The sequence below is a fragment of the Citrobacter sp. RHB21-C05 genome (assembly GCF_013889015.1).
Taxonomy (GTDB): domain Bacteria; phylum Pseudomonadota; class Gammaproteobacteria; order Enterobacterales; family Enterobacteriaceae; genus Citrobacter_A; species Citrobacter_A sedlakii.
This window is the reverse complement of the sequence record NZ_CP057611.1, coordinates 4,076,278-4,100,932: the sequence shown is the minus strand read 5'-3', so window position 1 is coordinate 4,100,932 and position 24,655 is coordinate 4,076,278. Positions and strand designations below refer to the sequence as shown.

General features: G+C 53.6%; 27 protein-coding genes. 21 read left to right on the top strand and 6 right to left on the bottom strand.

Translation table 11 applies throughout. The annotated features are described in order from the left end of the window. Positions 1-2 precede the first annotated feature (2 nt). From hflC to HVX72_RS19450, 14 genes are all read left to right on the top strand, one after another. Positions 3-1,007 carry a protease modulator HflC gene (gene hflC / locus HVX72_RS19515; RefSeq protein WP_042289590.1) on the top strand — a complete coding sequence of 335 codons (1,005 nt, stop codon included), beginning with the start codon at positions 3-5 and terminating at the stop codon, positions 1,005-1,007. Between the two features lie 71 nt (positions 1,008-1,078). Continuing rightward, a complete protein-coding gene (locus HVX72_RS19510) occupies positions 1,079-1,276 on the top strand; it encodes a DUF2065 domain-containing protein (protein ID WP_042289588.1) in 198 nt (65 codons plus the stop codon). A 103-nt stretch (positions 1,277-1,379) separates the two neighbouring features. Beyond that, a complete protein-coding gene (gene purA / locus HVX72_RS19505; protein WP_181822132.1) occupies positions 1,380-2,678 on the top strand; it encodes an adenylosuccinate synthase in 1,299 nt (432 codons plus the stop codon). 202 nt (positions 2,679-2,880) lie between these two features. Beyond that, entirely contained in the window at positions 2,881-3,306 is a 426-nt protein-coding gene (nsrR, locus tag HVX72_RS19500; protein WP_042289582.1) for a nitric oxide-sensing transcriptional repressor NsrR, read from the top strand. Between the two features lie 38 nt (positions 3,307-3,344). Next, positions 3,345-5,792: a ribonuclease R gene (gene rnr, locus HVX72_RS19495; RefSeq protein ID WP_042289581.1), complete on the top strand. Its 2,448-nt coding sequence runs from the start codon at positions 3,345-3,347 to the stop codon at positions 5,790-5,792. Positions 5,793-5,856: 64 nt separating this feature from the next. Further along, positions 5,857-6,588, top strand: coding sequence for a 23S rRNA (guanosine(2251)-2'-O)-methyltransferase RlmB (rlmB, locus tag HVX72_RS19490; protein ID WP_042289578.1), 732 nt, complete (start codon positions 5,857-5,859; stop codon positions 6,586-6,588). A 104-nt stretch (positions 6,589-6,692) separates the two neighbouring features. Next, entirely contained in the window at positions 6,693-7,094 is a 402-nt protein-coding gene (locus tag HVX72_RS19485; RefSeq protein ID WP_181822131.1) for a DUF2170 family protein, read from the top strand. A gap of 17 nt (positions 7,095-7,111) precedes the next feature. Next, positions 7,112-7,810, top strand: coding sequence for a PspA/IM30 family protein (locus tag HVX72_RS19480; RefSeq protein WP_181823298.1), 699 nt, complete (start codon positions 7,112-7,114; stop codon positions 7,808-7,810). Next, complete coding sequence (locus HVX72_RS19475; protein WP_042289572.1) at positions 7,810-8,880, top strand: potassium channel family protein; 1,071 nt, start codon at positions 7,810-7,812, stop codon at positions 8,878-8,880. The genes HVX72_RS19480 and HVX72_RS19475 overlap by 1 nt, the downstream gene beginning before the upstream one ends. Next, positions 8,853-9,536: a YjfK family protein gene (locus tag HVX72_RS19470; protein WP_181823299.1), complete on the top strand. Its 684-nt coding sequence runs from the start codon at positions 8,853-8,855 to the stop codon at positions 9,534-9,536. Before HVX72_RS19475 ends, HVX72_RS19470 begins: the two co-directional genes overlap by 28 nt. A 17-nt stretch (positions 9,537-9,553) precedes the next feature. After that, entirely contained in the window at positions 9,554-9,952 is a 399-nt protein-coding gene (locus HVX72_RS19465) for a DUF350 domain-containing protein (RefSeq protein WP_042289568.1), read from the top strand. A gap of 9 nt (positions 9,953-9,961) precedes the next feature. Then, complete coding sequence (locus HVX72_RS19460) at positions 9,962-10,603, top strand: DUF1190 domain-containing protein (protein ID WP_181822130.1); 642 nt, start codon at positions 9,962-9,964, stop codon at positions 10,601-10,603. A 2-nt stretch (positions 10,604-10,605) separates the two neighbouring features. After that, the gene (locus HVX72_RS19455) at positions 10,606-11,769 is read left to right on the top strand and encodes a glutathionylspermidine synthase family protein (protein ID WP_181822129.1); all 1,164 of its coding nucleotides are present in this window, start codon (positions 10,606-10,608) and stop codon (positions 11,767-11,769) included. A gap of 83 nt (positions 11,770-11,852) precedes the next feature. Next, a complete protein-coding gene (locus HVX72_RS19450; RefSeq protein ID WP_181822128.1) occupies positions 11,853-13,475 on the top strand; it encodes an isovaleryl-CoA dehydrogenase in 1,623 nt (540 codons plus the stop codon). 48 nt (positions 13,476-13,523) lie between these two features. Here the strand turns inward: HVX72_RS19450 and yjfN are convergent, their stop codons facing one another. Both yjfN and bsmA read right to left on the bottom strand, forming a co-directional pair. Next, positions 13,524-13,799 (bottom strand): DUF1471 family protease activator YjfN, encoded by a 276-nt coding sequence (yjfN, locus tag HVX72_RS19445; protein ID WP_072197155.1) that lies wholly within the window; start codon positions 13,797-13,799, stop codon positions 13,524-13,526. Between the two features lie 147 nt (positions 13,800-13,946). Beyond that, complete coding sequence (gene bsmA / locus HVX72_RS19440) at positions 13,947-14,276, bottom strand: biofilm peroxide resistance protein BsmA (RefSeq protein WP_181822127.1); 330 nt, start codon at positions 14,274-14,276, stop codon at positions 13,947-13,949. A gap of 182 nt (positions 14,277-14,458) precedes the next feature. Between bsmA and yjfP the strand changes: the two genes are divergently transcribed. Continuing rightward, positions 14,459-15,208, top strand: a complete 750-nt coding sequence (gene yjfP / locus HVX72_RS19435; RefSeq protein ID WP_181822126.1) for an esterase — start codon at positions 14,459-14,461, stop codon at positions 15,206-15,208. Here yjfP and ulaR read toward each other — a convergent pair. Together ulaR and ulaG are read right to left on the bottom strand one after the other, a co-directional pair. Further along, positions 15,205-15,960, bottom strand: coding sequence for an HTH-type transcriptional regulator UlaR (ulaR, locus tag HVX72_RS19430; RefSeq protein WP_042289553.1), 756 nt, complete (start codon positions 15,958-15,960; stop codon positions 15,205-15,207). The genes yjfP and ulaR overlap by 4 nt on opposite strands. A gap of 105 nt (positions 15,961-16,065) precedes the next feature. Further along, complete coding sequence (gene ulaG / locus HVX72_RS19425; protein WP_181822125.1) at positions 16,066-17,130, bottom strand: L-ascorbate 6-phosphate lactonase; 1,065 nt, start codon at positions 17,128-17,130, stop codon at positions 16,066-16,068. A gap of 359 nt (positions 17,131-17,489) precedes the next feature. On the opposite strand from ulaG, the gene ulaA reads away from it, so the two are divergent. The 6 genes from ulaA to HVX72_RS19395 are packed head-to-tail and all read left to right on the top strand — an operon-like array spanning position 17,490 to position 21,901. Next, positions 17,490-18,887 carry a PTS ascorbate transporter subunit IIC gene (gene ulaA / locus HVX72_RS19420; protein ID WP_060570933.1) on the top strand — a complete coding sequence of 466 codons (1,398 nt, stop codon included), beginning with the start codon at positions 17,490-17,492 and terminating at the stop codon, positions 18,885-18,887. A 15-nt stretch (positions 18,888-18,902) separates the two neighbouring features. Continuing rightward, positions 18,903-19,208: a PTS ascorbate transporter subunit IIB gene (gene ulaB, locus HVX72_RS19415; RefSeq protein WP_042289546.1), complete on the top strand. Its 306-nt coding sequence runs from the start codon at positions 18,903-18,905 to the stop codon at positions 19,206-19,208. Positions 19,209-19,217: 9 nt separating this feature from the next. Then, positions 19,218-19,685 (top strand): PTS ascorbate transporter subunit IIA, encoded by a 468-nt coding sequence (gene ulaC / locus HVX72_RS19410; protein WP_181822124.1) that lies wholly within the window; start codon positions 19,218-19,220, stop codon positions 19,683-19,685. 12 nt (positions 19,686-19,697) lie between these two features. Then, positions 19,698-20,351 (top strand): 3-keto-L-gulonate-6-phosphate decarboxylase UlaD, encoded by a 654-nt coding sequence (gene ulaD / locus HVX72_RS19405; RefSeq protein WP_120714914.1) that lies wholly within the window; start codon positions 19,698-19,700, stop codon positions 20,349-20,351. 9 nt (positions 20,352-20,360) lie between these two features. Next, positions 20,361-21,215 carry an L-ribulose-5-phosphate 3-epimerase gene (locus tag HVX72_RS19400; protein WP_181822123.1) on the top strand — a complete coding sequence of 285 codons (855 nt, stop codon included), beginning with the start codon at positions 20,361-20,363 and terminating at the stop codon, positions 21,213-21,215. Beyond that, the gene (locus HVX72_RS19395) at positions 21,215-21,901 is read left to right on the top strand and encodes an L-ribulose-5-phosphate 4-epimerase (protein WP_181823297.1); all 687 of its coding nucleotides are present in this window, start codon (positions 21,215-21,217) and stop codon (positions 21,899-21,901) included. Before HVX72_RS19400 ends, HVX72_RS19395 begins: the two co-directional genes overlap by 1 nt. 149 nt (positions 21,902-22,050) lie before the next feature. Here the strand turns inward: HVX72_RS19395 and yjfY are convergent, their stop codons facing one another. Beyond that, positions 22,051-22,326 (bottom strand): DUF1471 family protein YjfY, encoded by a 276-nt coding sequence (gene yjfY, locus HVX72_RS19390; protein ID WP_042289537.1) that lies wholly within the window; start codon positions 22,324-22,326, stop codon positions 22,051-22,053. 147 nt (positions 22,327-22,473) lie between these two features. Beyond that, positions 22,474-24,597, bottom strand: a complete 2,124-nt coding sequence (locus HVX72_RS19385) for a hypothetical protein (RefSeq protein WP_233459136.1) — start codon at positions 24,595-24,597, stop codon at positions 22,474-22,476. Between the last annotated feature and the right edge of the window lie 58 nt (positions 24,598-24,655).

Here is a 24,655-nt window from a genome sequence, read left to right as displayed (position 1 = left end):
CGATGCGTAAGTCAGTTATTGCGATTGTCATCATCGTGCTGGTAGTGCTCTATACCTCAGTCTTTGTAGTGAAAGAAGGCGAGCGTGGCATTAAGTTCCAGTTCAGCAGCGTCGTGCGTGATGACGATAAGAAACCGTTGATCTATGAACCGGGGCTGCACTTCAAGGTGCCGTTTATTCAGTCGGTGAAAATGCTGGATGCGCGTATCCAGACGATGGATAACCAGGCCGATCGTTTCGTCACGAAAGAGAAAAAAGACCTGATCGTCGACTCATACATCAAATGGCGTATCAGCGACTTCAGCCGTTACTTCCTGGCAACGGGCGGCGGCGATGTGTCGCAGGCGGAAGTGCTGTTGAAACGTAAGTTCTCTGACCGTCTGCGTTCTGAGATTGGTCGTCTGGATGTGAAAGACATCGTGACCGATTCCCGTGGTCGTCTGACTCTGGAAGTCCGTGACGCGCTGAACTCCGGTTCTGCGGGAACGGAAGACGAAGTGGCGACGCCAGCGGCGGATAACGCCATTGCTGAAGCCGCAGAGCGCGTTCAGGCTGAAACCAACGGCAATGTGCCGGTGATCAACCCGAACAGTATGGCTGCGTTAGGTATCGAAGTGGTGGACGTGCGTATCAAGCAGATCAACCTGCCGACCGAAGTGTCCGAAGCGATCTACAACCGTATGCGCGCTGAGCGTGAAGCGGTCGCCCGTCGTCATCGTTCACAGGGTCAGGAAGAAGCGGAAAAATTGCGCGCGGCTGCCGACTACGAAGTGACCAAAACGCTGGCGGAAGCTGAGCGTCAGGGGCGTATCCTGCGCGGTGAAGGCGACGCCGAAGCGGCGAAATTGTTTGCCGACGCGTTCAGCCAGGATCCTGACTTCTATGCCTTTATTCGTAGCCTGCGCGCTTACGAGAAGAGCTTCGAAGGAAATCAGGACGTCATGGTCATGAGCCCGGACAGCGATTTCTTCCGCTACATGAAGACACCGAATACCGCAACGCGATAAACTCAACGCGTTTGAGTTTTCAAACCACCGCTCTCTCCGGAAGCGGTGGTTTTCTTTTATAAGGAGCAGAAATGAACGAAACAATCTGGCTGGCGCTTGCCCTGGTGTTGGTGCTGGAAGGTTTAGGCCCGATGCTCTATCCGCGCGCGTGGAAGAAGATGATTTCCGCAATGACGCAACTGCCGGAAAATACGTTACGTCGTTTTGGCGGCGGACTTGTGGTTGCGGGCGTTGTGGTCTACTACATGTTGAGGAAAACGATTGGCTGATCAAAAAAGCGGCGAATTTAGCTGATTTTTGCATGCAAAAAGTGCTGTATATCTGAAAAAGCGATGGTAGAATCCATTTTTAAGCAAACGGTGATTTTGAAAAATGGGTAACAACGTCGTCGTACTGGGCACCCAATGGGGTGACGAAGGTAAAGGAAAGATCGTCGATCTTCTGACTGAACGGGCTAAATATGTTGTGCGCTACCAGGGTGGACACAACGCAGGCCATACTCTCGTAATCAACGGTGAAAAAACCGTCCTCCATCTTATTCCATCAGGCATTCTTCGTGAGAACGTAACCAGCATCATCGGTAACGGTGTTGTTCTGTCTCCTGCTGCGCTGATGAAAGAGATGAAAGGTCTGGAAGACCGTGGCATCCCTGTCCGTGAGCGTCTGCTCCTGTCTGAAGCGTGTCCGCTGATCCTCGATTACCACGTAGCGCTGGATATTGCGCGTGAGAAAGCGCGTGGCGCGAAAGCGATCGGGACGACCGGTCGTGGTATCGGACCGGCTTATGAAGACAAAGTGGCTCGTCGCGGTCTGCGCGTCGGCGACCTGTTCGACAAAGCTACCTTCGCTGAAAAACTGAAAGAAGTGATGGAATATCACAACTTCCAGCTGGTGAACTTCTACAAAGTCGAAGCCGTTGACTACCAGAAAGTGCTGGATGATGTGATGGCGATTGCCGACATCCTGACCTCTATGGTTGTCGATGTTTCCGATCTGCTGGACCAGGCGCGCAAGCGTGGCGATTTCGTCATGTTCGAAGGCGCGCAGGGTACGCTGCTGGATATCGACCACGGTACTTATCCGTACGTAACGTCCTCTAACACCACCGCGGGTGGCGTGGCGACCGGCTCTGGCCTGGGCCCACGTTATGTGGATTACGTTCTGGGTATCATCAAAGCTTACTCCACGCGCGTGGGGGCGGGTCCGTTCCCGACTGAGCTGTTTGATGAAACCGGCGAGTTCCTCTGCAAGCAGGGTAACGAATATGGCGCCACCACCGGACGTCGCCGTCGTACCGGCTGGCTGGACTCCGTCGCCGTGCGCCGTGCGGTGCAGATCAACTCACTGTCCGGCTTCTGCCTGACCAAACTGGACGTACTGGACGGTTTGAAAGAAGTGAAAATCTGCGTTGCTTACCGTATGCCGGATGGCCGTGAAGTGACGACGACGCCGCTGGCGGCTGACGACTGGGAAGGTATCGAGCCGATCTACGAAACCATGCCGGGTTGGTCTGAATCCACCTTTGGCGTGAAAGAACGTAGCGGTCTGCCGCAGGCGGCGCTCAATTACATTAAGCGTATTGAAGAACTGACCGGTGTGCCGATTGATATCATCTCTACCGGCCCGGACCGTACTGAGACCATGATTCTGCGTGACCCGTACGACGCATAATTAAGGTATAATGCCCGGTAGCGCTTTGCTGACCGGGCCTTGTAAGCCGGATAAGGCATTTTCGCCGCCATCCGGCTATGTACATTGCAATATCCTCGCTTTTTTCCTTCCCAAACTGAAATAAATTAGCGACCTGGCGAGTGGCTGGTTTATCATCAATAAATGAGTTGTATCCCGTTTTCCCCTTTTCCTTGAGGTTGATGTGCAGTTAACGAGTTTCACCGATTACGGATTACGTGCGCTAATCTATATGGCGTCGCTACCGGAAGGACGCATGACCAGTATTTCTGAGGTGACAGAAGTCTACGGCGTGTCCCGTAATCATATGGTCAAAATAATCAATCAACTTAGCCGGGCGGGCTTCATTACTGCTATCCGGGGAAAAAACGGCGGGATACGCCTGGGCAAAGCCGCGAATACTATCCGTATCGGCGACGTCGTGCGTGAACTCGAACCGTTGTCGCTGGTGAACTGTAGCAGCGAGTTTTGCCATATCACCCCTGCCTGTCGACTCAAACAGGCGCTTTCTAAGGCCGTGCAATGTTTTCTGACGGAACTGGACAACTACACGCTTGCCGATTTGGTTGAAGAAAATCAACCGCTTTATAAATTATTGCTGGTGGAGTGACGAAAATCTCCACCGGAGCTGACAATGGAGGAACCTCAATGTCACAAGATCCTTTCCAGGAACGCGAAGCTGAAAAGTACGCGAACCCTATCCCGAGCCGGGAATTTATCCTCGAACACTTAACAAAACGTGAAAAACCGGCCAACCGTGACGAGCTGGCCGCAGAACTGAATATTGAAGGCGAAGAGCAGCAGGAAGCCCTGCGTCGTCGCCTTCGCGCAATGGAGCGTGACGGCCAGTTGGTCTTCACCCGCCGCCAGTGCTATGCGCTGCCGGAACGTCTTGACCTGTTGAAAGGTACCGTTATCGGCCACCGTGATGGTTACGGCTTTCTGCGCGTCGAAGGGCGTAAAGACGATCTGTACCTCTCCAGCGAGCAGATGAAAACCTGCATTCATGGCGATCAGGTGCTGGCGCAGCCGCTGGGCGCGGATCGTAAAGGCCGCCGTGAAGCGCGTATCGTGCGCGTGCTGGTGCCGAAAACCAGCCAAATTGTGGGCCGCTACTTTACCGAAGCGGGCGTGGGTTTTGTCGTCCCTGACGACAGCCGCCTGAGTTTTGACATCCTTATTCCGCCGGAAGAGATCATGGGCGCGCGCATGGGCTTTGTGGTGGTGGTTGAACTCACTCAGCGTCCGACGCGTCGCACCAAAGCGGTGGGTAAAATCGTCGAAGTGCTGGGCGACAACATGGGCACCGGCATGGCGGTTGATATGGCGCTGCGCACCCATGAAATCCCCTATATCTGGCCACAGGCAGTCGAAAAGCAGGTTGCCGGGCTGAAAGAAGAGGTTCCGGAAGCGGCGAAAGCAGGGCGCGTTGACCTGCGTTCTCTGCCGCTGGTGACCATTGATGGCGAAGATGCCCGCGATTTTGATGATGCGGTTTATTGCGAGAAGAAGCGCGGCGGCGGCTGGCGTTTGTGGGTGGCGATTGCCGACGTGAGCTATTACGTGCGTCCGCCAACGCCGCTCGACCAGGAAGCGCGCAACCGCGGCACCTCCGTTTACTTCCCGTCGCAGGTTGTGCCAATGCTGCCGGAAGTGCTTTCCAACGGCCTGTGTTCTTTGAACCCGCAGGTGGACCGCCTGTGCATGGTCTGCGAAATGACCATCTCGAATAAAGGCCGTCTGACCGGTTACAAATTCTACGAAGCGGTGATGAGCTCTCATGCGCGTCTGACCTACACCAAGGTCTGGCATATGCTGCAAGGCGATCAGGACCTTCGCGAGCAGTACGCACCGTTGGTGAAGCATATCGAAGAACTGCACAATCTGTACAAGGTGTTGGAGAAAGCGCGTGAAGAACGTGGCGGTATCTCGTTTGAAAGCGAAGAAGCGAAGTTTATTTTTAACGCTGAACGTCGTATTGAACGAATCGAGCAAACCCAGCGTAACGACGCCCATAAGCTGATTGAAGAGTGCATGATTCTGGCGAACATCTCTGCGGCGCGGTTCGTTGAGAAAGCCAAAGAGCCTGCGCTGTTCCGCATCCACGACAAGCCAACCACAGAGGCGATCACCTCTTTCCGTTCCGTGTTGGCGGAGTTGGGACTCGAACTGCCGGGCGGAAACAAACCTGAACCGCGCGACTATGCGGAACTGCTGGAATCCGTTGCCGATCGTCCGGACGCGGAAATGCTGCAAACCATGCTGCTGCGTTCAATGAAACAGGCGATCTACGATCCGGAAAACCGTGGTCACTTTGGTCTGGCGCTGCAATCTTATGCCCACTTTACCTCGCCGATCCGCCGTTATCCGGATCTCTCGCTGCACCGCGCCATTAAATATCTGTTGGCGAAAGAGCAGGGGCATAAAGGTAACACCACCGAAACCGGCGGCTACCATTATTCGATGGAAGAGATGCTCCAGTTGGGCCAGCATTGTTCGATGGCTGAACGCCGCGCCGACGAAGCGACGCGCGACGTGGCCGACTGGCTGAAATGCGACTTTATGCTCGATCAGGTGGGTAACGTCTTTAAAGGCGTGATTGCCAGCGTCACCGGCTTTGGCTTCTTTGTGCGTCTGGATGAACTGTTTATTGATGGTCTGGTACACGTCTCCTCGCTTGAAAACGACTACTATCGTTACGATCAGGTCGGGCAGCGTCTGACCGGCGAATCCAGCGGCCAGACTTACCGTCTGGGCGATCGCGTGGAAGTGCGCGTCGAAGCGGTCAATATGGATGAGCGTAAGATCGACTTTAGCCTGATCTCCAGCGAACGCGCGCCGCGCAACGTTGGCAAGACAGCGCGTGAGAAAGCGAAGAAAGGCGATGCCGGGAAAAAAACCAGCCGTCGTCGGCAGGTCGGCAAAAAAGTGAACTTTGAGCCAGACAGCGCATTCCGCGGTGAGAAGAAGACGAAGGCCAGGCCGTCAACGGCGAAAAAAGGCGATAAAAAAGCGAAAAAGCCTTCGGCAAAAACGCTGAAAATCGCCGCCGCTACTAAAGCTAAACGCGCGGCGAAGAAAAACGCCGCCGAATAATTGCGAAAAACTGCCGCCGGGCCGCTAACCTGACCCGGCGAAAACAACCTTAATGAGTACTTTCATGAGTGAAATGATTTACGGCATCCATGCGGTGCAGGCCCTGCTTGAGCGTGCTCCTGAGCGTTTTCAGGATGTCTTTATTCTTAAAGGTCGTGAAGATAAGCGTCTGTTGCCGCTGATCCACGCGCTGGAAGCGCAGGGCGTGGTCATCCAGGTGGCGAACCGCCAGTTTCTGGATGAAAAAAGCGAGGGTGCGGTACATCAGGGGATCATCGCCCGGGTGAAGCCGGGGCGTCAGTATCAGGAGAACGATCTGCCGGATTTGATCGCTTCACACGATCAACCGTTCCTGCTGATCCTTGACGGCGTCACCGATCCGCACAACCTCGGCGCCTGTCTGCGTAGCGCAGACGCCGCTGGCGTACATGCGGTGATTGTGCCGAAGGATCGCTCGGCGCAACTGAACGCGACGGCGAAAAAAGTCGCCTGTGGCGCTGCCGAAAGCGTTCCGTTAATCCGCGTCACTAACCTGGCGCGTACCATGCGTATGCTGCAGGAAGAGAACATCTGGATTGTGGGAACGGCAGGTGAGGCCGACCATACGCTTTACCAGAGCAAAATGACCGGCCGCATGGCGTTGGTGATGGGCGCGGAAGGTGAAGGTATGCGCCGTCTGACCCGTGAGCACTGCGACGAACTTATCAGCATTCCAATGGCAGGCAGCGTGTCATCGCTGAACGTCTCCGTGGCGACTGGGATTTGCCTTTTCGAAGCTGTGCGTCAGCGCAGCTAAATCTCTTTTTAAGTAAAAGCCATCCGTTTTCGGATGGCTTTTTTTTATTTATTGCGATTACTATAACCGACTAAAATGGATTATGACTCAATGGGAAATGTTATATGCCATGGACTCCGCTGGCGCTTGCTGATGCGCTACAGAATAATGCCGCTTTAAATATAGAAATCACAAATAATGAAAATGCCTTAATCATTAAAATGAATGATTATGGCGACCTGCTGCTCTCGGTATTATTTACCTCACGGCAGATAATTATTGAAACACGTGTGTGTCCGGTGACGGCGATTCATAATCAGCCTGAATTTAATCTTTTCCTGCTCCGTCACCAGAAAATGTTGCCGCTCTCATCGGTTGGCATTTCGGGCATTCAAAATGAAGAGTACTACGTGGTGTTTGGCGCGCTATCGCTATATTCCTCGTTGAGCGATGTTGTTCTTGAAATTACCACGCTGGTCGAAAATGCGTTAGATCTCGCAGAAGTCACGGAAGAGTACGCGCAGTAATCATCAGGGAGAAAATGATGGGTATTTTAAAAAGTTTATTTACGCTGGGTAAATCAATGATCTCCCAGGCGGAAGCTTCAATTGAAGAAGCGCAGGGCGTAAGAATGCTGGAGCAGCATATTCGCGACGCTAAAACTGAACTTAATAAAGCGAATCAGTCGCGTGTCGAACTGCTCGCCCGGGTGAAACTCAGCAACGACAAACTTTATGATTTGCGCGAGCGTAAAGCCAGCCTCGAGAAGCGGGCGCTGGAAGCGCTGAATAAAAAGGTCGACGCCGCGTTAATCAATGAGGTCGCAGAAGAAATAGCGCGCCTGGAAAACCTCATTACGGCAGAAGAGCAAGTACTTGCTAACCTTGAAGCGTCGCGGGACGGCGTAGAGAGAGCCGTAACAGCCACCGGTCAGCGCATTTCACAATTTGAGCAGCAGTTGGAAGTCGTAAAGGCGACGGAGGCGATGCAGCGCGCGCAGCAGGCGGTCACCACCTCTACTGTAGGCGCCTCCTCCAACGTCTCTACAGCGGCAGAATCACTCAAGCGCATCCAGACGCGCCAGGCAGAACGTCAGGCACGGCTGGACGCGGCGGCGCAGTTGGAAAAAGTGGCGGATGGGCGCGATCTGGACGAGCGGCTGGCTGAAGTGGGCATCGGCGGCAGCAATAAAAGTTCAGCTCAGGATGTGTTAGCGCGCCTGCAACAGCAAAAAGGTGAGTAATGCTGTTCACCTGGCTTGTCAGGGCCTGCCAGCGGCACCTTTCCCGGGTGACCTGGCCTGCGTTATTGGGTTTGTTTATCAGTCAGTACCTGATTTGTTATCTGGTTCTGACCCTGCTGGGTGAAACGGCGCTGGTCGGTCGCCTGAGCGACTTCATCTACTACTGTTCGGTGGTGGGGTCTACGCTGGGTTTTGGTGACTTAAGCCCGCAGACCGCCGGAGGACGTTTGTTTACCGGCCTCTGGCAAATCCCGGTAAGCGTTGGCTTATTTGGTGCGCTGATGGGAAAGGTCATTGCGCAGGTACAAGGAACGTTAGCGAAAGGATTAACCGGGATGGGCGATTTTCGACATCTGCGTAAACATATGCTGGTGATTGGTTGGCGGGGCCATCAGACGGAGAAGATGATCTCGCTTCTGCTTTACGATACCCGACGCGCCTTTGAACGGGTTTTGCTGTGCGAGTGGGACGAGATGCAACACCCGCTGTCAGGCAACCGCTGGGTGGATTTTCTGCGCGTCAGTAATATTAACGACCCACAGGAACATCAGCGGATGGGGCTGAGCCACTGCCAGAGCGTAATCATTTATGCCAGAACAGACGAGCAGACCTTTACCGCTGCGCTATCGCTGGCGGGCTTTGTTCCGCCGCACAGCCATATCGTGGTGTATCTGGAAGATGAACGTTACGCCGGACTGCTTGAAACACACTGTCCGCAAATAGAAATTGTGCGCAATCTCTCCGCGGAGCAGCTGTCCCGTTCGATCCAGGATCCTGGTTCCTCACAGTCGGTGGCTTCCATTATGAATCCCATGCTCGGCGACACCGGCTTTGCCCTGCCTGTGCCGCAAGCGGTTACGCCTTTCCGCTATGGCGCGCTGATGCGCTATATGAAACTTCATCATGACGCGACGGTGCTCGGTATCAGCCATTGCAAGAACGGTCGCGGCATGGAGCTAAACCCGGTGATTTCAACCGAAGTCCGCGGTGGCATGTGGTTACACCTGGTCGGCAACAGCCGCATCCTGGCGGACGATGTCGCCTGGCAAGAGATAGGAGAAGCGAGATGACGTCGTTCTTTCAACGGCTGTGGAGAAGGTCTGCCCCACAGGCGCCGGTTCGTGGACCGTTAGGACTGCACCTCAATGCCGGGTTTACGCTGGATACGCTGGCGTTCCGCCTACTGGAGGCGTCGCTCTTGGTGGAACTGCCCGGTGAAGAATATACCGTTGCGGCTGTCAGCCATATCGATCTGGGGGGAGGCAGTCAAATTTTCCGTTATTACACCTCCGGAGATGAATTCTTACAGATAAACACCACCGGAGGCACGGGCGTCGAGGATATCGACGACATCAAACTGTTCGTTTACCAGACCTGTGACGGCATAAGCCAGGAAGCGCACTGGCGTGCGGCCATCAGTCCAGTGGCCATTGGTACGCCGACGTTGACCTGGCAGGCGCAGCGCTGGCAGCGATTTTTTAACCGCGAGGAGCCGGGAAACATCGCGCCGATCTTTATGCTGGAAAAAGTGGAGAATCAACAGCAGGCAAAATGGGATATCCACAATTTCTCGATGGGCTACCAGCGTCAGATCACTGACGACACCTGGGAATACTTGCTGCTGAACGGGGAGGAGACATTTGACGAGCGCGGAGAGCCCGAGTGGGTCTTTTCACGCGCGCTGGGCGTTGATATTCCCCTGACTTCATTGAATATTATTGGTTAATTACAGGGAAGCATGTGATGCACATTCTGGATTCATTATTGGCCTTCTGCGCCTATTTTTTTATTGGCGCGGCGATGGTTATCCTTTTCCTTTTTATCTACTCCAAAATTACGCCACACAATGAATGGCGATTGATAAAAACTAATAACACCGCAGCCTCGCTGGCCTTCAGCGGTACGCTGCTGGGATATGTTATTCCGTTATCCAGCGCGGCAATAAACGCCGTTAGCATTCCGGATTATTTTGCCTGGGGAGGCATTGCGCTGGTCATTCAGCTCATCATCTACGCTAGCGTCAGGCTGTATATGCCGACGCTGAGCGAGAAAATCATTCAGCATAATACGGCGGCGGGACTATTTATGGGCACCTCCGCACTGGCGGGCGGTATTTTCAATGCGGCTTGCATGACGTGGTAATGGACGATCATGGCTAAAAAAACAGGAAACAAAAAACGTAAAACAGGCTTAGGTCATGCAGCGATTACCCGGATCGACCGTCCGGTAAACACTTTCGAGCCTAAACGCAGCCGGTACAGTGGCAAAGTGCTGACGCTGGCGATCATGGGCGGCGCGGCTTTTTTCGCCTTGAAAGGGTGCAGTGACAGTGACGATGTCGACAACGATGGTGACGGCGTTTTTTACGAAACGGTGCAGAACTGCATTGATGATGGCAATAATATTAGCGTTTGCGTTGATGCCTGGAATAACGCGAAAACCGAATTTTATAACACCTTGCCAAAAAGGATGAGCAAGAGCGACTGCGAAACCCAGTTCGGCAACTGTTATCAGGATATTATCGACCAGAGCTGGGTGCCTGTCATTTCTGGCTTTTTGCTCAGCCGTGCGCTCCGTAAAGATCGTGATGAGGCGTATGTTTATAGCAGCAATGGGTCATCCTACGTTTCTCGTCCCGTCTGGCGTACGACGTCTGGCGACTACGCCTGGCGTACAGGCTCACGAAAAACAGACTCTGCGACCAGCCATAGCTACAGCACGAAAAAGGTATCAACGGTGTCTCGTGGAGGTTACGGACGCTCGTCCAGCGCCCGTGGCAGCTGGGGGGGCTAACCATGCTGCGACATGATGTGCCGGTTCGCCGGGATCTGAATCAGATCGCCTGCGATCACGGTTTCGATTTTCATATCATTGATGACGAAATCTACTGGGATGAAAGCCGGGCTTACCGCTTCACGCTTCGGCAAATTGAAGAACAGATCGAAAAGCCGACGGCAGAATTGCATCAGATGTGCCTGGAAATCGTCGATCGCGCGATAAAAGATGAGCATATTCTTGAGCAACTGGCGATCCCGCCGCTTTACTGGGATGCGATTGCTGAAAGCTGGCGCAGCAAGGATCCTACGCTATACGGACGTATGGATTTTGTCTGGTGCGGTAATGCGCCGATTAAGCTGCTTGAATACAACGCAGACACGCCAACGTCATTATACGAGGCGGCGTATTTCCAGTGGCTGTGGCTGGAGGATGCCCGCCGAAGCGGCGCGATTCCCCGTGATGCCGATCAGTACAACGCGATACAGGAGCGCTTGATTTCGCGGTTTGCGGAGCTTTATCGTCCGGAACCATTTTATTTTTGCTGCTGTGAAGACAGCGATGAAGATCGCACCACGGTGCTTTATTTACAGGACTGTGCGGAGCAGGCGGGCCAGGAGACGCGGTTTCTTTATCTCGAAGAGCTGGGGCTTGGTGTTGGCGGCGTGTTAACCGATCTCAACGATAACGTGATTCAGCGCGCCTTTAAGCTCTATCCGCTGGAATGGATGATGCGGGACGATAACGGGCCGTTGTTACGCAAGCGACGAGAACAATGGATTGAACCTTTATGGAAAAGTATCCTCAGCAACAAGGGGTTAATGCCACTGCTGTGGCGCCTCTTCCCGCAGCATCCCAATTTGCTTCCGGCCTGGTTTGACGGGGAAAAGCCCTGTATCCAGGCGGGGGCAAGCTGTGTGCGCAAGCCGATTTTCTCCCGTGAGGGGGGGAACGTGACGATCTTTGACGGCCATCAGCAGGTAATGGAGCATGCCGATGGTGATTATGCCGACGAACCCATGATCTATCAGGCGTTTCAGCCGCTACCACGCTTCGGCGACAGCTATACGCTGGTCGGTAGTTGGATCGTAGATGATGAAGCCTGCGGTATGGGGATCCGTGAAGATAACACCCTGATCACCAAAGATACGTCACGATTCATACCTCACTACATCTCGGGGTGATCCCACTTTTGTGATCTCTCTCCGTCGTCATTCAACCGGCAGCGACCATACTTATTGTCCGGCCATTGAAGGAGGGAGACACAATGCACTGGCAAACGCATACCGTTTTTAACCAACCGATACCGTTGAATAACAGCAATCTTTTCTTGTCTGACGGCGCGCTGTGCGAAGCAGTTGTCCGGGAAGGGGCTGGCTGGGACGGTGAACTGCTCGCCAGCATCGGACAACAGCTTGGCACCGCCGAGTCTCTGGAGCTGGGACGGCTGGCGAACAGCTGGCCGCCGGAATTATTGCGCTATGACCCGCAGGGGCAGCGTCTGGACGATGTGCGTTTTCATCCCGCCTGGCATCTGCTGATGCAGGGGCTATGTACCAACCGCGTGCACAACCTGCCCTGGGAGGAGGAGGCGCGCGCCGGATCGTTTGTCGCCCGCGCTGCGCGCTTTGTCCTGCATGCGCAGGTGGAAGCCGGGACGCTATGCCCGATAACCATGACCTTTGCCGCCACGCCACTTATACAGCAGATGCTCCCGCCCCCCTTTTCTGACTGGTTGACACCGTTAGTGAGCGATCGCTACGACTCACATCTTTTGCCTGGCGGGCAAAAACGCGGCCTGCTCATTGGTATGGGAATGACGGAGAAACAGGGCGGGAGCGATGTGCTGAGCAATACCACCCGCGCGGAGCGACTGGAAGACGGATCGTACCGGCTGGTGGGGCACAAATGGTTTTTCTCCGTCCCGCAAAGCGATGCCCATCTGGTGCTGGCCCAGACGGTTGGGGGGCTATCCTGTTTCTTCGTACCGCGTTTTTTGCCCGACGGAAAGCGCAATGCTGTGCGGCTCGAACGTCTCAAAGACAAACTGGGTAATCGCTCCAATGCCAGTTGCGAAGTGGAGTTTCAGGATGCCCTTGGCTGGCTGCTGGGTGAAGAGGGCGAAGGCGTTCGCCATATCCTGAAGATGGGCGGCATGACGCGCTTTGATTGCGCGCTCGGTAGCCATGGGTTGATGCGCCGCGCTTTCTCAGTGGCGATTTACCACGCGCACCAGCGTCAGGTTTTTGGCAAGCCGCTGATTGAACAGCCTATGATGCGTCAGGTACTCAGCCGGATGGCGCTACAGCTTGAGGGGCAAACCGCGCTGTTGTTCCGTCTGGCTCGCGCGTGGGAACGCCGGAGCGAAGCAAAAGAGCAACTGCTGGCCCGTCTGTTTACCCCTGCCGCTAAATTCGCGGTTTGTAAAAGCGGTATCCCGTTTGTGGCCGAAGCGATGGAAGTCCTCGGTGGCGTAGGGTATTGCGAAGATAGCGAACTGCCGCGGCTATACCGCGAAATGCCGGTTAACAGCATCTGGGAAGGTTCAGGAAACGTAATGTGTCTCGACGTTCTGCGGGTCATCAGTAAACAAACCGGCGCGGATGAAATACTGAGCGAAACCTTTTCTGATGTGAGGGGGCAGGACCGCCATTTTGATCGTGCGGTTCGCCAACTGCAACAGCGGCTACGTAAACCTGTGGAAGCGCAGGGGCGTGACATCACCCAACTGATTTATCTGCTCGGCTGCGGTTCGCAAATGCTGCGATACGCGTCGCCGCCGGTTGCGCAGGCATGGTGTCAGATGATGCTGGATACGCGTGGAGGAAGACGCTTATCGGAACAGGTTCAGGATGAAGTACTGCTGAGGGCGACGGGAGGAGTACGGTAATCTCTTAGCCGGGTGGCGCAACGCTGACCCGGCTCAGGAAGGGCAGAATCAGGCGTAAAGGATGGCCTGGACGCGCCAGTTATCAGGCTGCTGTTCTTCATACATCTGCACAATGCGATACCACGAAGCGCCTTGTTCATCGGCTTTAAGCGCCACGATACGCTCCACGTCCTGTGGATTTCCTGAAATATTACTGACTGAAATCAGGCCAATTTCATTGAGGCCCGTCACGCAGTCCGCGCTGGCAAATTCGGCAGATTGCGCCGTCGTGCTTATCAGCCCGGCAGTAAGCAGCAGTGAGGATAAGGCAAGAGATTGGTTCATCGTCAGCTCCATTTTACGTTTCCCCGCAAGACGCAGGGCATTCCATCGCCGTAATAAACCTCGAGCTTCCTGCTGTCGGTTTATTGTGCACAGATAAACGTATAGAGGCGTAAAGCAACGTGAAACTGACTTAAATTTCAGCATCTTTTATTTACGATATAAAATGGCCTGTGAATACCACTGACCCGTCACGATCGTCTCATCGATCATGACGATAACGTAATAATCGGCTTTCGCGGCGGCGGCTTTGGCTTTAACCTCATCAATTGCGTCATCCGGAGACCCCCTCACCATTGAGGTGACGGTGCCCATTCGCTGCAACCCTTGCGTTTGATTGCGGCGTATTTCCTGCGGATGATCGGCGACGGGAGGCGCTGGCTGCGGCTTACCTTCAAGTACGCTGCATCCCGTTAACAACATAACCAGCATCAAAGGGACAAGCCGACGCATAACTCTATCTCGTTTACTGATAGTCATAGTGTAGTGCCTATTTAATTTCCCTTTGGGGGAATGTTCCCGAAATGTTAACTTCCGCGCGATTTTCGAATGAAAATGTCGTGAAAGCGTAATCCAGTTCTCAACATTATGAATCGTTGTTGAACACTTAACACTGCTTAATGGATCGCCCTGTGGCGTACCGGACAAAAAAGGACCCGCAAATGATTGAAATAGAAACATGTCAGTTGGCGGAGCATCACCTGCTGCACGCTTTCCCAACCGGTAAAATCAATACACCTTTACCGAGTATCATTTTCTATCACGGGTTCACGTCGTCAGCGCTGGTTTACAGCTACTTTGCCGTCGCGCTGGCTCAGGCCGGTTTTAGGGTTATTATGCCAGACGCCGCAGAACACGGCGCGCGTTTCAGCGGTAACGCACCGTTGCGAATGACGCGCTTCTGGCAGATTTTGCAGCAAAACATGCAGGAATTTACTGCGTTACGTGCGGCTATTCTCCAGGAGAACTGGCTGCAGGATGACAGGCTTGCCGTGGCGGGAGCGTCAATGGGCGGTATGACCGCACTCGGGATCATGACGCAGCATCCTGAAGTCAGCTGCGTGGCCAGCCTGATGGGCTCGGGTTACTTCACCCGTCTGGCAAAAACGCTGTTTCCCCCTTCGGCGTTGGATACGCCAGCGCAGCAGGCGACGTTCGACAGCGTTATCGCGCCACTGGCGAAGTGGGATGTCTCGCAACAGCTGGAACACGTGTCCGACAGGCCGCTGCTGTTATGGCATGGAGTGGAGGATGATGTCGTGCCAGCAGAAGAGTCGTTTCGCTTGCAGCGGGCGCTGGCGCAGGCTGGTCGAGACCGGAATCTGACCTGTGAGTGGCAGACGGGCGTGCGCCATCGCATCACGCCCGAAGCCCTGGCGGCGACGGTCTCTTTTTTTCGTCAGCACCTTTAAACGCGTATAATGCTTACGCCCTGAGCCTCAAGCTGTTTCAGGATTTCAGGGTTAGCATGTTTGCCGGTGATAAGCATATCGATCTGATCTGCGCGACTGAACAGCATCCCCGCCCGTTCGCCCACTTTGCTGCTGTCGACCAATACGACCAGCTTGCCGACCACACTCAGCATTTTTTGCTCGGCCATAGCGGTGAGCATGTCCGTTTTGTACAGGCCATCCGTGGTCAGCCCTTTACCGCTGGTGAACATCCAGTGTCCGGCATAGAGGCTGTTTTCACTGCCCTGGGGGCTCAGGGTGATCGACTGGGTTTTATTGTACTGGCCGCCCATGATGATCACGCTGTCATGCTCCTGATCGATCAGGTAATTGGCCAGCGGAAGATAGTTGGTGATGATCTGCACAGGTTTACCACACATCTCGCGCCCCAACAAAAAGGCAGTGGAGCCGCAGTTAATCACAACGCTTTCCCCCGGATTGACCAACTGGGAGGCGGCTTTCGCGATACGAACTTTTTCATCGTGGTTTTGGGCCTGATGCAGGTTCATTGGCGTCCAGCGTGGGCGCTGCTGGGCGATGGCTTCGGCTCCGTTTCGCACTTTTTTTAGCTTGCCGCTCTCATCAAGTTTATTGATATCCCGGCGTGCCGTTGCAGGGGAGATACCCAAACGTTCAACGACATTTTCCACGGTGACAAAGCCCAGTTGTGCCAGCATATCCAGCAAAATTTGATGTCTTTGCGCTTCAGTCATGAGCTATTCCGATACAAAATGATTTTAAAAGATGATATTTGAAATAGCCTGAAAATACTAAAGTAAATGTGAAAAAAATGCCGGGAAAACCCGGCATTATCGCGATTACAGGAACGATTTAAACGGCAGATCGGGCTCAATAGTGAAGCAGTCGTCAAAGCCGCGCGGATAGTGATATTCAAAGTTATCCTTATCCAAAGGCCAGGTGAATTTCCCGCCAACCTGCCAGATGAACGGCTTAAAACCGTATTTAAGGCGATCTTTTTTCATTTCCCACAAGACGCGGATCTCCTGCGGATCGGCCTGGAAATTTGACCAGATATCATGGTGGAACGGGATCACGACTTTCGTGTTCAGGGATTCCGCCATGCGCAGAATGTCTGCGCTGGTCATTTTATCGGTGATACCGCGTGGGTTTTCGCCATAGGAGCCCAGCGCCACGTCGATCTGATGCTCGTTGCCGTGCTTCGCATAGTAGTTGGAGTAGTGGGAATCTCCGCTGTGGTACAGCGTCCCCCCCGGCGTTTTGAACAGATAGTTTACGGCGCGCGCATCCATGCCGTCAGGCAGAACGCCTGCGGCTTTCTGGTCCGCCGGAAGGGTGATCAGCGCGGTGCGGTCAAACGCGTCAAGGGCATGTATTTCAATATCTTTTACTTTAACCACATCGCCTGGTTTTACCACGATACAGCGCGATTTCGGCACACCCCAACCTATCCAAAGGTCCACGCAGGTCTGCGGCCCAATGAACGGCACATCGTCCGCGCAGTTTTGCATCACCGCTGCCGCCACATTGACATCAATGTGATCGTTATGATCGTGTGTTGCCAGCACCGCGTCGATCTGGCGAATCGCGAAAGGATCCAGCACAAATGGCGTGGTGCGCAGGTTTGGCTGCAATTTTTTTACGCCCGCCATACGCTGCATCTGGTGGCCGGTCTTCATCAGCGGGTTACCGTGGCTTTGTTTTCCGGTACCGCACCAGAAATCCACGCACACATTGGTGCCGCCTTCGGATTTCAGCCAGATGCCGGTACACCCCAGCCACCACATTGCAAATGTGCCTGGCGCCACGCGTTCTTGTTCAATCTCTTCGTTCAGCCAGCTTCCCCATTCCGGAAAAGTGTTCAGGATCCATGATTCACGGGTGATGGTATTCACTTTACTCATTGTTTGACTCCTGGGTTCAATCAAAAGTAATCATTTTATGATTTGATGTGATTCATGTTGTCACCATTTTGAGCGGTTTGCAATGGGGGGAACGTGGGGTTTTACCTTATTGATCACACGGTCAATAACGGATTACGCCGGTAATTGAGCGTGTGTATTTAATTAATTCCATGAAAAATAAAGATTAATTCTGTTTTCTGGTTATATCATGAAATCCATTATGAAAAGAGGGGAAATAATTTGCGTGATGCGTCACAAATAATCAAATTTAATCTTGTGGTGATTATTTGTGATTACTAGAGTGATGGCACCAACCACACCGGGATTACCCCTCGTGTTCCTTTTTACTGGAGAGAGTTATGGAGATCCTCTACGACGTCTTTACCGTTTTCTTTAATCAGGTAATGACAAACGCGCCGCTTCTGCTCGGCATCGTGACGTGCCTCGGTTATATCCTGCTGCGTAAAAGCGTCAGCGTGATTATTAAAGGCACCATTAAAACCATTATTGGTTTTATGCTGTTGCAGGCGGGGTCTGGCATTTTGACCAGCACCTTTAAGCCGGTTGTTGCCAAAATGTCTGAAGTGTACGGCATCAACGGCGCGATCTCCGATACCTACGCCTCCATGATGGCAACCATTGACCGGATGGGCGATGCATACAGTTGGGTAGGGTATGCCGTGCTTCTGGCGCTGGCGCTGAATATTTGTTACGTCCTGCTCCGACGTATTACCGGCATCCGCACCATCATGCTGACCGGACACATCATGTTCCAACAGGCGGGGCTGATCGCGGTGTCGCTCTACATCTTCGGCTATTCGATGTGGACCACTATTATCTGCACCGCCATCCTGGTCTCCCTGTACTGGGGCATTACGTCCAACATGATGTACAAGCCGACTCAGGAAGTGACTGACGGCTGCGGTTTCTCCATCGGTCACCAGCAGCAGTTCGCCTCCTGGATCGCTTATAAGGTCGCGCCATATCTGGGTAAAAAAGAAGAAAGCGTTGAAGATCTCAAGCTTCCGGGCTGGCTGAATATCTTCCACGACAACATCGTTTCAACGGCCATCGTGATGACGATTTTCTTTGGCGCGATCCTCCTTTCCTTCGGCATCGACACGGTGCAGGCGATGGCGGGTAAAACACACTGGACGGTGTATATCCTGCAAACCGGCTTCTCATTTGCCGTGGCGATTTTCATCATCACCCAGGGCGTGCGTATGTTCGTCGCCGAACTGTCCGAAGCGTTCAACGGTATTTCTCAACGCCTGATTCCCGGCGCCGTGCTGGCTATCGACTGCGCCGCGATTTACAGCTTTGCGCCTAACGCGGTGGTCTGGGGCTTTATGTGGGGCACCATCGGCCAACTGATCGCGGTCGGTATTCTGGTGGGTTGCGGTTCGTCCATTCTGATCATTCCGGGCTTCATCCCGATGTTCTTTTCCAACGCCACCATTGGCGTCTTTGCCAACCACTTTGGCGGCTGGCGCGCGGCGCTGAAGATCTGTCTGGTGATGGGGATGATCGAAATCTTTGGTTGCGTCTGGGCCGTGAAACTCACGGGTATGAGCGCCTGGATGGGGATGGCCGACTGGTCGATTCTGGCGCCGCCGATGATGCAGGGCTTCTTCTCCCTCGGCATCGCGTTTATGGCCGTCATTCTGATTATCGCATTGGTTTATATGGTCTTCGCCGGACGCGCGCTACGTGCGGAAGAAGACGCAGAAAAACAACTGGCAGAACATTCTGCTTAATGAGGAGTGTGGATTATGACCGTACGTATTCTGGCTGTATGTGGCAACGGGCAAGGGAGTTCCATGATCATGAAAATGAAAGTGGATCAGTTTTTAACCCAATCCAATATCGACCACACGGTAAACAGCTGTGCTGTCGGCGAGTACAAAAGCGAGCTGGGCGGCGCCGACATCATCATCGCCTCAACCCATATCGCCGGTGAGATTAGCGTGACAGGTAACAAGTATGTGGTGGGCGTTCGCAATATGTTATCGCCCGCTGACTTTGGCCCAAAGCTGCTGGAAGTGATCAAACAACATTTTCCGCAGGATGTGAAGTAAGGGGGCGTCATGAAACTACGTGATTCGCTGGCGCAAAACCATTCTGTCCGTTTGCAGGCTGAAGCCAGCACCTGGCAAGACGCAGTGAAGATTGGCGTTGACCTGCTGGTGGCCGCTGATGTCGTCGAGCCGCGCTACTACCAGGCCATTCTTGATGGCGTAGCGCAGTTTGGCCCGTACTTCGTGATTGCCCCTGGGCTGGCGATGCCGCATGGCCGACCGGAAGAGGGCGTTAAGAAAACCGGTTTCTCGTTGGTAACGCTGAAGACGCCGCTGGCGTTTAACCACGAAGATAACGATCCGGTCGATATCCTGATCACCATGGCCGCCGTTGATGCGAATACCCATCAGGAAGTGGGCATCATGCAGATCGTGAATCTGTTTGAAGACGAGGCCAATTTTGACCGTTTACGCGCCTGCCGTAACGAGCAGGACGTGCTTGATTTAATAGATAACGCCACCGCGGCGGCTGTTTAAGAGGAATTTCATATGTCTCAGTTACCCATGTTACAGGTTGCGCTGGATAATCAAACGCTGTCTCACGCCTACGAGACCACCCGCCTGATTGCGGAAGAAGTAGACATTATTGAGGTGGGCACCATTCTCTGCGTTGGGGAAGGGGTACGCGCGGTGCGTGACCTGAAAGCGCTCTATCCACACAAAATCGTACTGGCGGACGCCAAAATTGCCGACGCGGGCAAGATCCTGTCCCGGATGTGCTTTGAAGCCAACGCCGACTGGGTGACCGTCATCTGTTGCGCAGATATCAACACTGCGAAAGGCGCGCTGGATGTGGCGAAAGAGTTTAACGGCGACGTACAGATTGAGCTGACCGGATACTGGACCTGGGAGCAGGCGCAGCAGTGGCGTGATGCGGGCATCCAGCAGGTGGTTTATCACCGTAGCCGTGACGCGCAGGCGGCGGGCGTTGCATGGGGCGAGGCGGATATCAGCGCCATCAAGCGCCTTGCCGATATGGGCTTTAAAGTGACCGTGACCGGTGGCCTGGCGCTGGAAGATCTGCCGCTGTTCAAAGGGATTCCTGTTCACGTCTTTATTGCCGGGCGCAGCATTCGCGATGCCGACTCTCCGGTTGAAGCGGCGCGCCAGTTTAAACGTTCCATCGCCCAACTGTGGGGATAAGGAGCGGATATGCTGTCGAAACAGAACCCGTTGGGCATCTATGAAAAAGCGCTCCCTGCCGGGGAGTGCTGGCTGGAGCGCCTGCGGATGGCGAACACGCTGGGTTTTGACTTCGTTGAAATGTCGGTGGATGAGACCGATGCGCGTCTTGCGCGACTCGACTGGAGCCGCGAACAGCGGCTGACGCTGGTGAGCGCCATTGCGGAGACTGGCGTGCGTATTCCATCCATGTGTCTGAGCGCCCATCGTCGTTTTCCGTTAGGAAGCGAAGATGACGCGGTGCGTGCGCAGGGCCTGGAGATCATGCGCAAGGCGATTCAGTTGGCGCAGGATATCGGGATCCGCGTGATCCAGTTAGCCGGCTACGACGTCTATTATCAGGAAGCCAATAACGAGACGCGCCGTCGTTTTCGTGACGGTCTGAAAGAGAGCGTAGAGATGGCTAGCCGGGCGCAGGTGACGCTGGCGATGGAGATCATGGATTACCCTCTGATGAACTCCATCAGTAAGGCGTTAGGCTACGCGCACTATCTGAATAACCCGTGGTTCCAGTTGTATCCCGATATCGGCAACCTGTCGGCATGGGATAACGATGTTCAGATGGAGCTGCAGGCCGGGATAGGTCATATCGTGGCGGTTCATGTAAAAGACACGAAGCCGGGCGTATTCAAGAACGTGCCGTTTGGCGAAGGCGTTGTCGATTTTGAACGTTGTTTTGCGACGCTCAAGCAGAGTGGGTATTGCGGGCCATACCTGATTGAGATGTGGAGCGAAACGGCGGACGATCCGGCGCGTGAGGTGGCGAAAGCGCGCGACTGGGTGAAAGCGCGCATGGTCAGCGCAGGTCTGGTGGAGGCAGCATGATGCAGATGTTAAAGCAGCAGGTGTTTAACGCCAACATGGATCTTCCTCGCTATGGCCTGGTGACCTTTACCTGGGGCAACGTCAGCGCCATCGACCGGGAACGCGGCCTGGTCGTGATAAAACCGAGCGGGGTCCCTTACGAGACCATGACGGTTAATGACATGGTGGTGGTCGACATGGACGGTCATGTCATGGAGGGGCGGTATCGTCCTTCATCCGATACCGCTACGCATCTTGCGCTGTACCGCCATTATCCGTCACTCGGGGGCGTCGTGCATACCCACTCCACCCACGCCACCGCCTGGGCGCAGGCGGGGCTGGCGATACCGGCGCTCGGCACCACCCACGCAGATTACTTTTTTGGCGACATCCCTTGTACCCGGGCACTGAGCGAAGCAGAAGTGCAGGGTGAGTACGAGCTCAATACGGGCATGGTAATCATCGAAACGCTGAGCGACATTGAACCGCTGCATACGCCGGGAGTTGTGGTGTATCAGCACGGCCCATTTGCGTGGGGCAAAGATGCTCACGATGCGGTGCATAATGCCGTGGTCATGGAGGAGGTAGCGCGGATGGCATGGATTGCGCGGGGGATTAACCCAGACCTCAGCCCCATCGACGATTATCTGATGAACAAACACTTCATGCGTAAACACGGTCCGAACGCTTACTATGGGCAGAAGTGAAGCTGCAAGAAGTGAAGAAGTAAATAGCGCCGGAACTCACTCCCTGGCGGGGAGGTAATCGGTCAGGTTCTGGCGGTTTTTGCAAAAAAAGCCCCCTGCAAAGGGGGCGAATCAGAGTATGGCATTATTTTTCGTTGGTTTACCTGGTGCTAGCGAAAAATCTCTGCGCTGGGGTGGATGTTGCCATTGCTGCCGGGTTCGCGGATCAAAATGACATGGTAATACGTCGCGCCTTGCGCATCGGCTTCGTCGTTCAGCGCATCTTTAGCGTCGCTTTCCGTGGCGACGTTATGGTTGATGTAAATGACGCCTAAGCTCTGAACATCATCCATATTTCTGGCCTGCTGGTTATCAATCTCAATGGCGGCAAGCGCATTGGCGCCCAGCAAAAGCCCAGCCAGAAGGGCTATCATACGGGTTCGCATACCAACCTCCTCGACTGCTAACTCGGATGAGCGAGACCGTTTTTAGGGTAACCCCTGTTGATCTTATTTTAATCGCTACCCGCAATGTCGATGGCGACCTTTTCTGATGCAGTTGTTCAAAAAATTACCGCATCAGGTATAGCAGAATTAATTCTTCGACTCAGTGGGAATCGCCTCTGCAGTGGCGGCATCTTGTCTGTTATCAGGCAGTCTGACGCGTATCAACCTGTCATGAAAAACCAGGATCAGCGTATTTCCCTGCCAGTTAAAAGCCATGTTTTTTAACCCGCAGTAGCGAAGCCGGTGCAATGATGCAATTTTTGTCGCGCTGGCGACATCCCAGATATCAGCGGTTATTCCTGAACCCGCCGGTTTTTCACAACCTGCCTGAGCAAAAAAGCGTCCATGAGCGGAACGGGCGGTTGCAGTGATACTGTCAGCATTTTTAAGCTCTGCGCTAAAGCGCCATTTGCCGCTGAGACTATCAATAAAATAGGTCCCCATTCGCCAGGCATTCATGTGATGTTGAAGCGGTGATTGATATTGATAATGCAGCGCTATCCAGTGGGCCTCACTGGAGCCCAGCGGATATGGCGTATGTCGGGTAATGTCATCGGCAGATAAATCGATGCGGCGGCTTCTGATATCGGCTGGCGATCGGAAAGGAACCGTATACGAGAGTTCAGCTCTTCCGGTTTCTGAATTAAGTTTGACTAATCCATTGCTGTCTTCAAGCCAAAAATAGCCAGGGGTTGAAATCAGGACCGGTTGAATGGAGTTTCCGCTGGCGAAATGGTTACGGCAAGTTTTGAACAGGCTATTTTCTGGCGGAGACATACGCGGATCGATACGGCGAAAAATTAAACATCCTTTCCCCTCGTCGCTATAGTCGCTCGAAAAGGTAATGGGATTCCCGTTCGCATCACTGAACCATGATGTCACGCCAGTTTCTTCATTTAAAGCCAGCGTAGCTATTTTTCTGGTGGGGATATTCAGTTCAAACCACTGGCCTGGAGACGTTTTGAACCAGGCCTTCTGTCCTTTATGAACCAACGTTAAACCGGACAGACTTTCCCCTTGCCAAAGTTGGGTGGCATGCTGCGGATTTCCGGGCTCGGTGATATAGAGTTCCGAAACGTAATTTTGCTGTTGGCGATCGTAGCGTTTCGTGGCGAATAATGAATTACCGTCAGGAAGTTCCTTGTATTCCTTAATTTCCCGGGAGTCATCCGTATCAGAAAGGAGATCTTTGAGTGTGATTGTTACCATGCTCATGGCGTCGGATGACGTTGTTTCACCAGACTGACGTTCAGGCGCAGTTTCCGCTAACGGTACTTTTTTAACCCATGCCGTGACCTCTGAAGCCAGTTCGCTTTGCAGATTATTTTTCTTCAGGTAGGTGGTAATGGGTTTGATACTCTCTTCCAGTACGAGCTTGTCAGAGAGATAGCTCTGTAATGGCCTGAGGCCCGGCCCGAGGAGAGTGAAGTTTTTCCAGTAGTCGATTCTGTTCGCTATTGCCTTTAGATACGAATAATTAGGATTAGGCGATACGACACATGTTGTTAGGATCAACGCAACTTTTGGCTCGCCAAAAACAGCGCTGGCGTCCATTATTTTCAGATAAGTGGTTCGTTTAGTGTCACCTACAGAGTAGGTTTTTCGTGCCTCTGTAAACGATATTTCTTCTTGTAGTTCAGGCTGTTTAATTAATTCCTGCGGCGCCCGCCATAACCAATGCTGTGAAATCGCCAGATTTGTTTTGTGCTCAACTTCTTTGGCCGTGATATAGCCTGCCTGCTGTGCTTGCCATAATTTCGGCGTGATAAATTTTTCAGCCAGGCTGGTGGCCACTTCCGGTCTGTGTGATAGCAGGGTCTGCCCCCAGTCCTCTTCCAGGTAAGCGACAGGCATTGACGCTGACTGAAGGCTAAAATTTTCTTGTTTAAGTAAGTCCGACAGCTTCGGCGCCAGCGTATTCCAGTCGGCGGCGATCGCCAGCGTCATTTTATCCGCTTCAATACGTTTTTTGCCATCCAGCCAGACCAGAATGTTGGTATCGTCCAGGGACGCTCTCGGCGAATTTGCCAGGCCCCGCTCTGCGGGCGATTCCCACTGCCACCGGGTAAAAACCGGCGCAGGATTATAGTCAGCATAGGGTGATGGTAAACAGCTTTCAGGGTGCGGCGGGCTCTCTGTGCCCGTCTGAATGACATACCAGGCCATCAGGCCTGTGAAAATAAACGCCAGCCCACATTTTTTGCTAAGCATCCTTTGCTCCAGGTCAAATATTCCATTTTATCTCCCTGCATACTAAGTGGTCATCCCG

Excerpts from the sequence above, each read along its gene's own strand:
- ulaB (WP_042289546.1), top strand. The coding sequence starts at position 18,903 with ATGACCGTACGTATTCTGGCTGTATGTGGCAACGGGCAAGGGAGTTCC.
- ulaD (WP_120714914.1), top strand. The coding sequence starts at position 19,698 with ATGTCTCAGTTACCCATGTTACAGGTTGCGCTGGATAATCAAACGCTG.
- HVX72_RS19395 (WP_181823297.1), top strand. The coding sequence starts at position 21,215 with ATGCAGATGTTAAAGCAGCAGGTGTTTAACGCCAACATGGATCTTCCT.
- HVX72_RS19485 (WP_181822131.1), top strand. The coding sequence starts at position 6,693 with ATGCCATGGACTCCGCTGGCGCTTGCTGATGCGCTACAGAATAATGCC.
- HVX72_RS19385 (WP_233459136.1), bottom strand. The coding sequence starts at position 24,597 with ATGCTTAGCAAAAAATGTGGGCTGGCGTTTATTTTCACAGGCCTGATG.
- ulaR (WP_042289553.1), bottom strand. The coding sequence starts at position 15,960 with ATGACTGAAGCGCAAAGACATCAAATTTTGCTGGATATGCTGGCACAA.
- HVX72_RS19460 (WP_181822130.1), top strand. The coding sequence starts at position 9,962 with ATGGCTAAAAAAACAGGAAACAAAAAACGTAAAACAGGCTTAGGTCAT.
- HVX72_RS19510 (WP_042289588.1), top strand. The coding sequence starts at position 1,079 with ATGAACGAAACAATCTGGCTGGCGCTTGCCCTGGTGTTGGTGCTGGAA.
- ulaA (WP_060570933.1), top strand. The coding sequence starts at position 17,490 with ATGGAGATCCTCTACGACGTCTTTACCGTTTTCTTTAATCAGGTAATG.
- HVX72_RS19465 (WP_042289568.1), top strand. The coding sequence starts at position 9,554 with ATGCACATTCTGGATTCATTATTGGCCTTCTGCGCCTATTTTTTTATT.
- ulaG (WP_181822125.1), bottom strand. The coding sequence starts at position 17,130 with ATGAGTAAAGTGAATACCATCACCCGTGAATCATGGATCCTGAACACT.
- yjfY (WP_042289537.1), bottom strand. The coding sequence starts at position 22,326 with ATGCGAACCCGTATGATAGCCCTTCTGGCTGGGCTTTTGCTGGGCGCC.
- yjfN (WP_072197155.1), bottom strand. The coding sequence starts at position 13,799 with ATGAACCAATCTCTTGCCTTATCCTCACTGCTGCTTACTGCCGGGCTG.
- HVX72_RS19400 (WP_181822123.1), top strand. The coding sequence starts at position 20,361 with ATGCTGTCGAAACAGAACCCGTTGGGCATCTATGAAAAAGCGCTCCCT.
- purA (WP_181822132.1), top strand. The coding sequence starts at position 1,380 with ATGGGTAACAACGTCGTCGTACTGGGCACCCAATGGGGTGACGAAGGT.
- HVX72_RS19450 (WP_181822128.1), top strand. The coding sequence starts at position 11,853 with ATGCACTGGCAAACGCATACCGTTTTTAACCAACCGATACCGTTGAAT.
- hflC (WP_042289590.1), top strand. The coding sequence starts at position 3 with ATGCGTAAGTCAGTTATTGCGATTGTCATCATCGTGCTGGTAGTGCTC.
- yjfP (WP_181822126.1), top strand. The coding sequence starts at position 14,459 with ATGATTGAAATAGAAACATGTCAGTTGGCGGAGCATCACCTGCTGCAC.
- rnr (WP_042289581.1), top strand. The coding sequence starts at position 3,345 with ATGTCACAAGATCCTTTCCAGGAACGCGAAGCTGAAAAGTACGCGAAC.
- HVX72_RS19455 (WP_181822129.1), top strand. The coding sequence starts at position 10,606 with ATGCTGCGACATGATGTGCCGGTTCGCCGGGATCTGAATCAGATCGCC.
- ulaC (WP_181822124.1), top strand. The coding sequence starts at position 19,218 with ATGAAACTACGTGATTCGCTGGCGCAAAACCATTCTGTCCGTTTGCAG.
- HVX72_RS19480 (WP_181823298.1), top strand. The coding sequence starts at position 7,112 with ATGGGTATTTTAAAAAGTTTATTTACGCTGGGTAAATCAATGATCTCC.
- HVX72_RS19475 (WP_042289572.1), top strand. The coding sequence starts at position 7,810 with ATGCTGTTCACCTGGCTTGTCAGGGCCTGCCAGCGGCACCTTTCCCGG.
- rlmB (WP_042289578.1), top strand. The coding sequence starts at position 5,857 with ATGAGTGAAATGATTTACGGCATCCATGCGGTGCAGGCCCTGCTTGAG.
- bsmA (WP_181822127.1), bottom strand. The coding sequence starts at position 14,276 with ATGACTATCAGTAAACGAGATAGAGTTATGCGTCGGCTTGTCCCTTTG.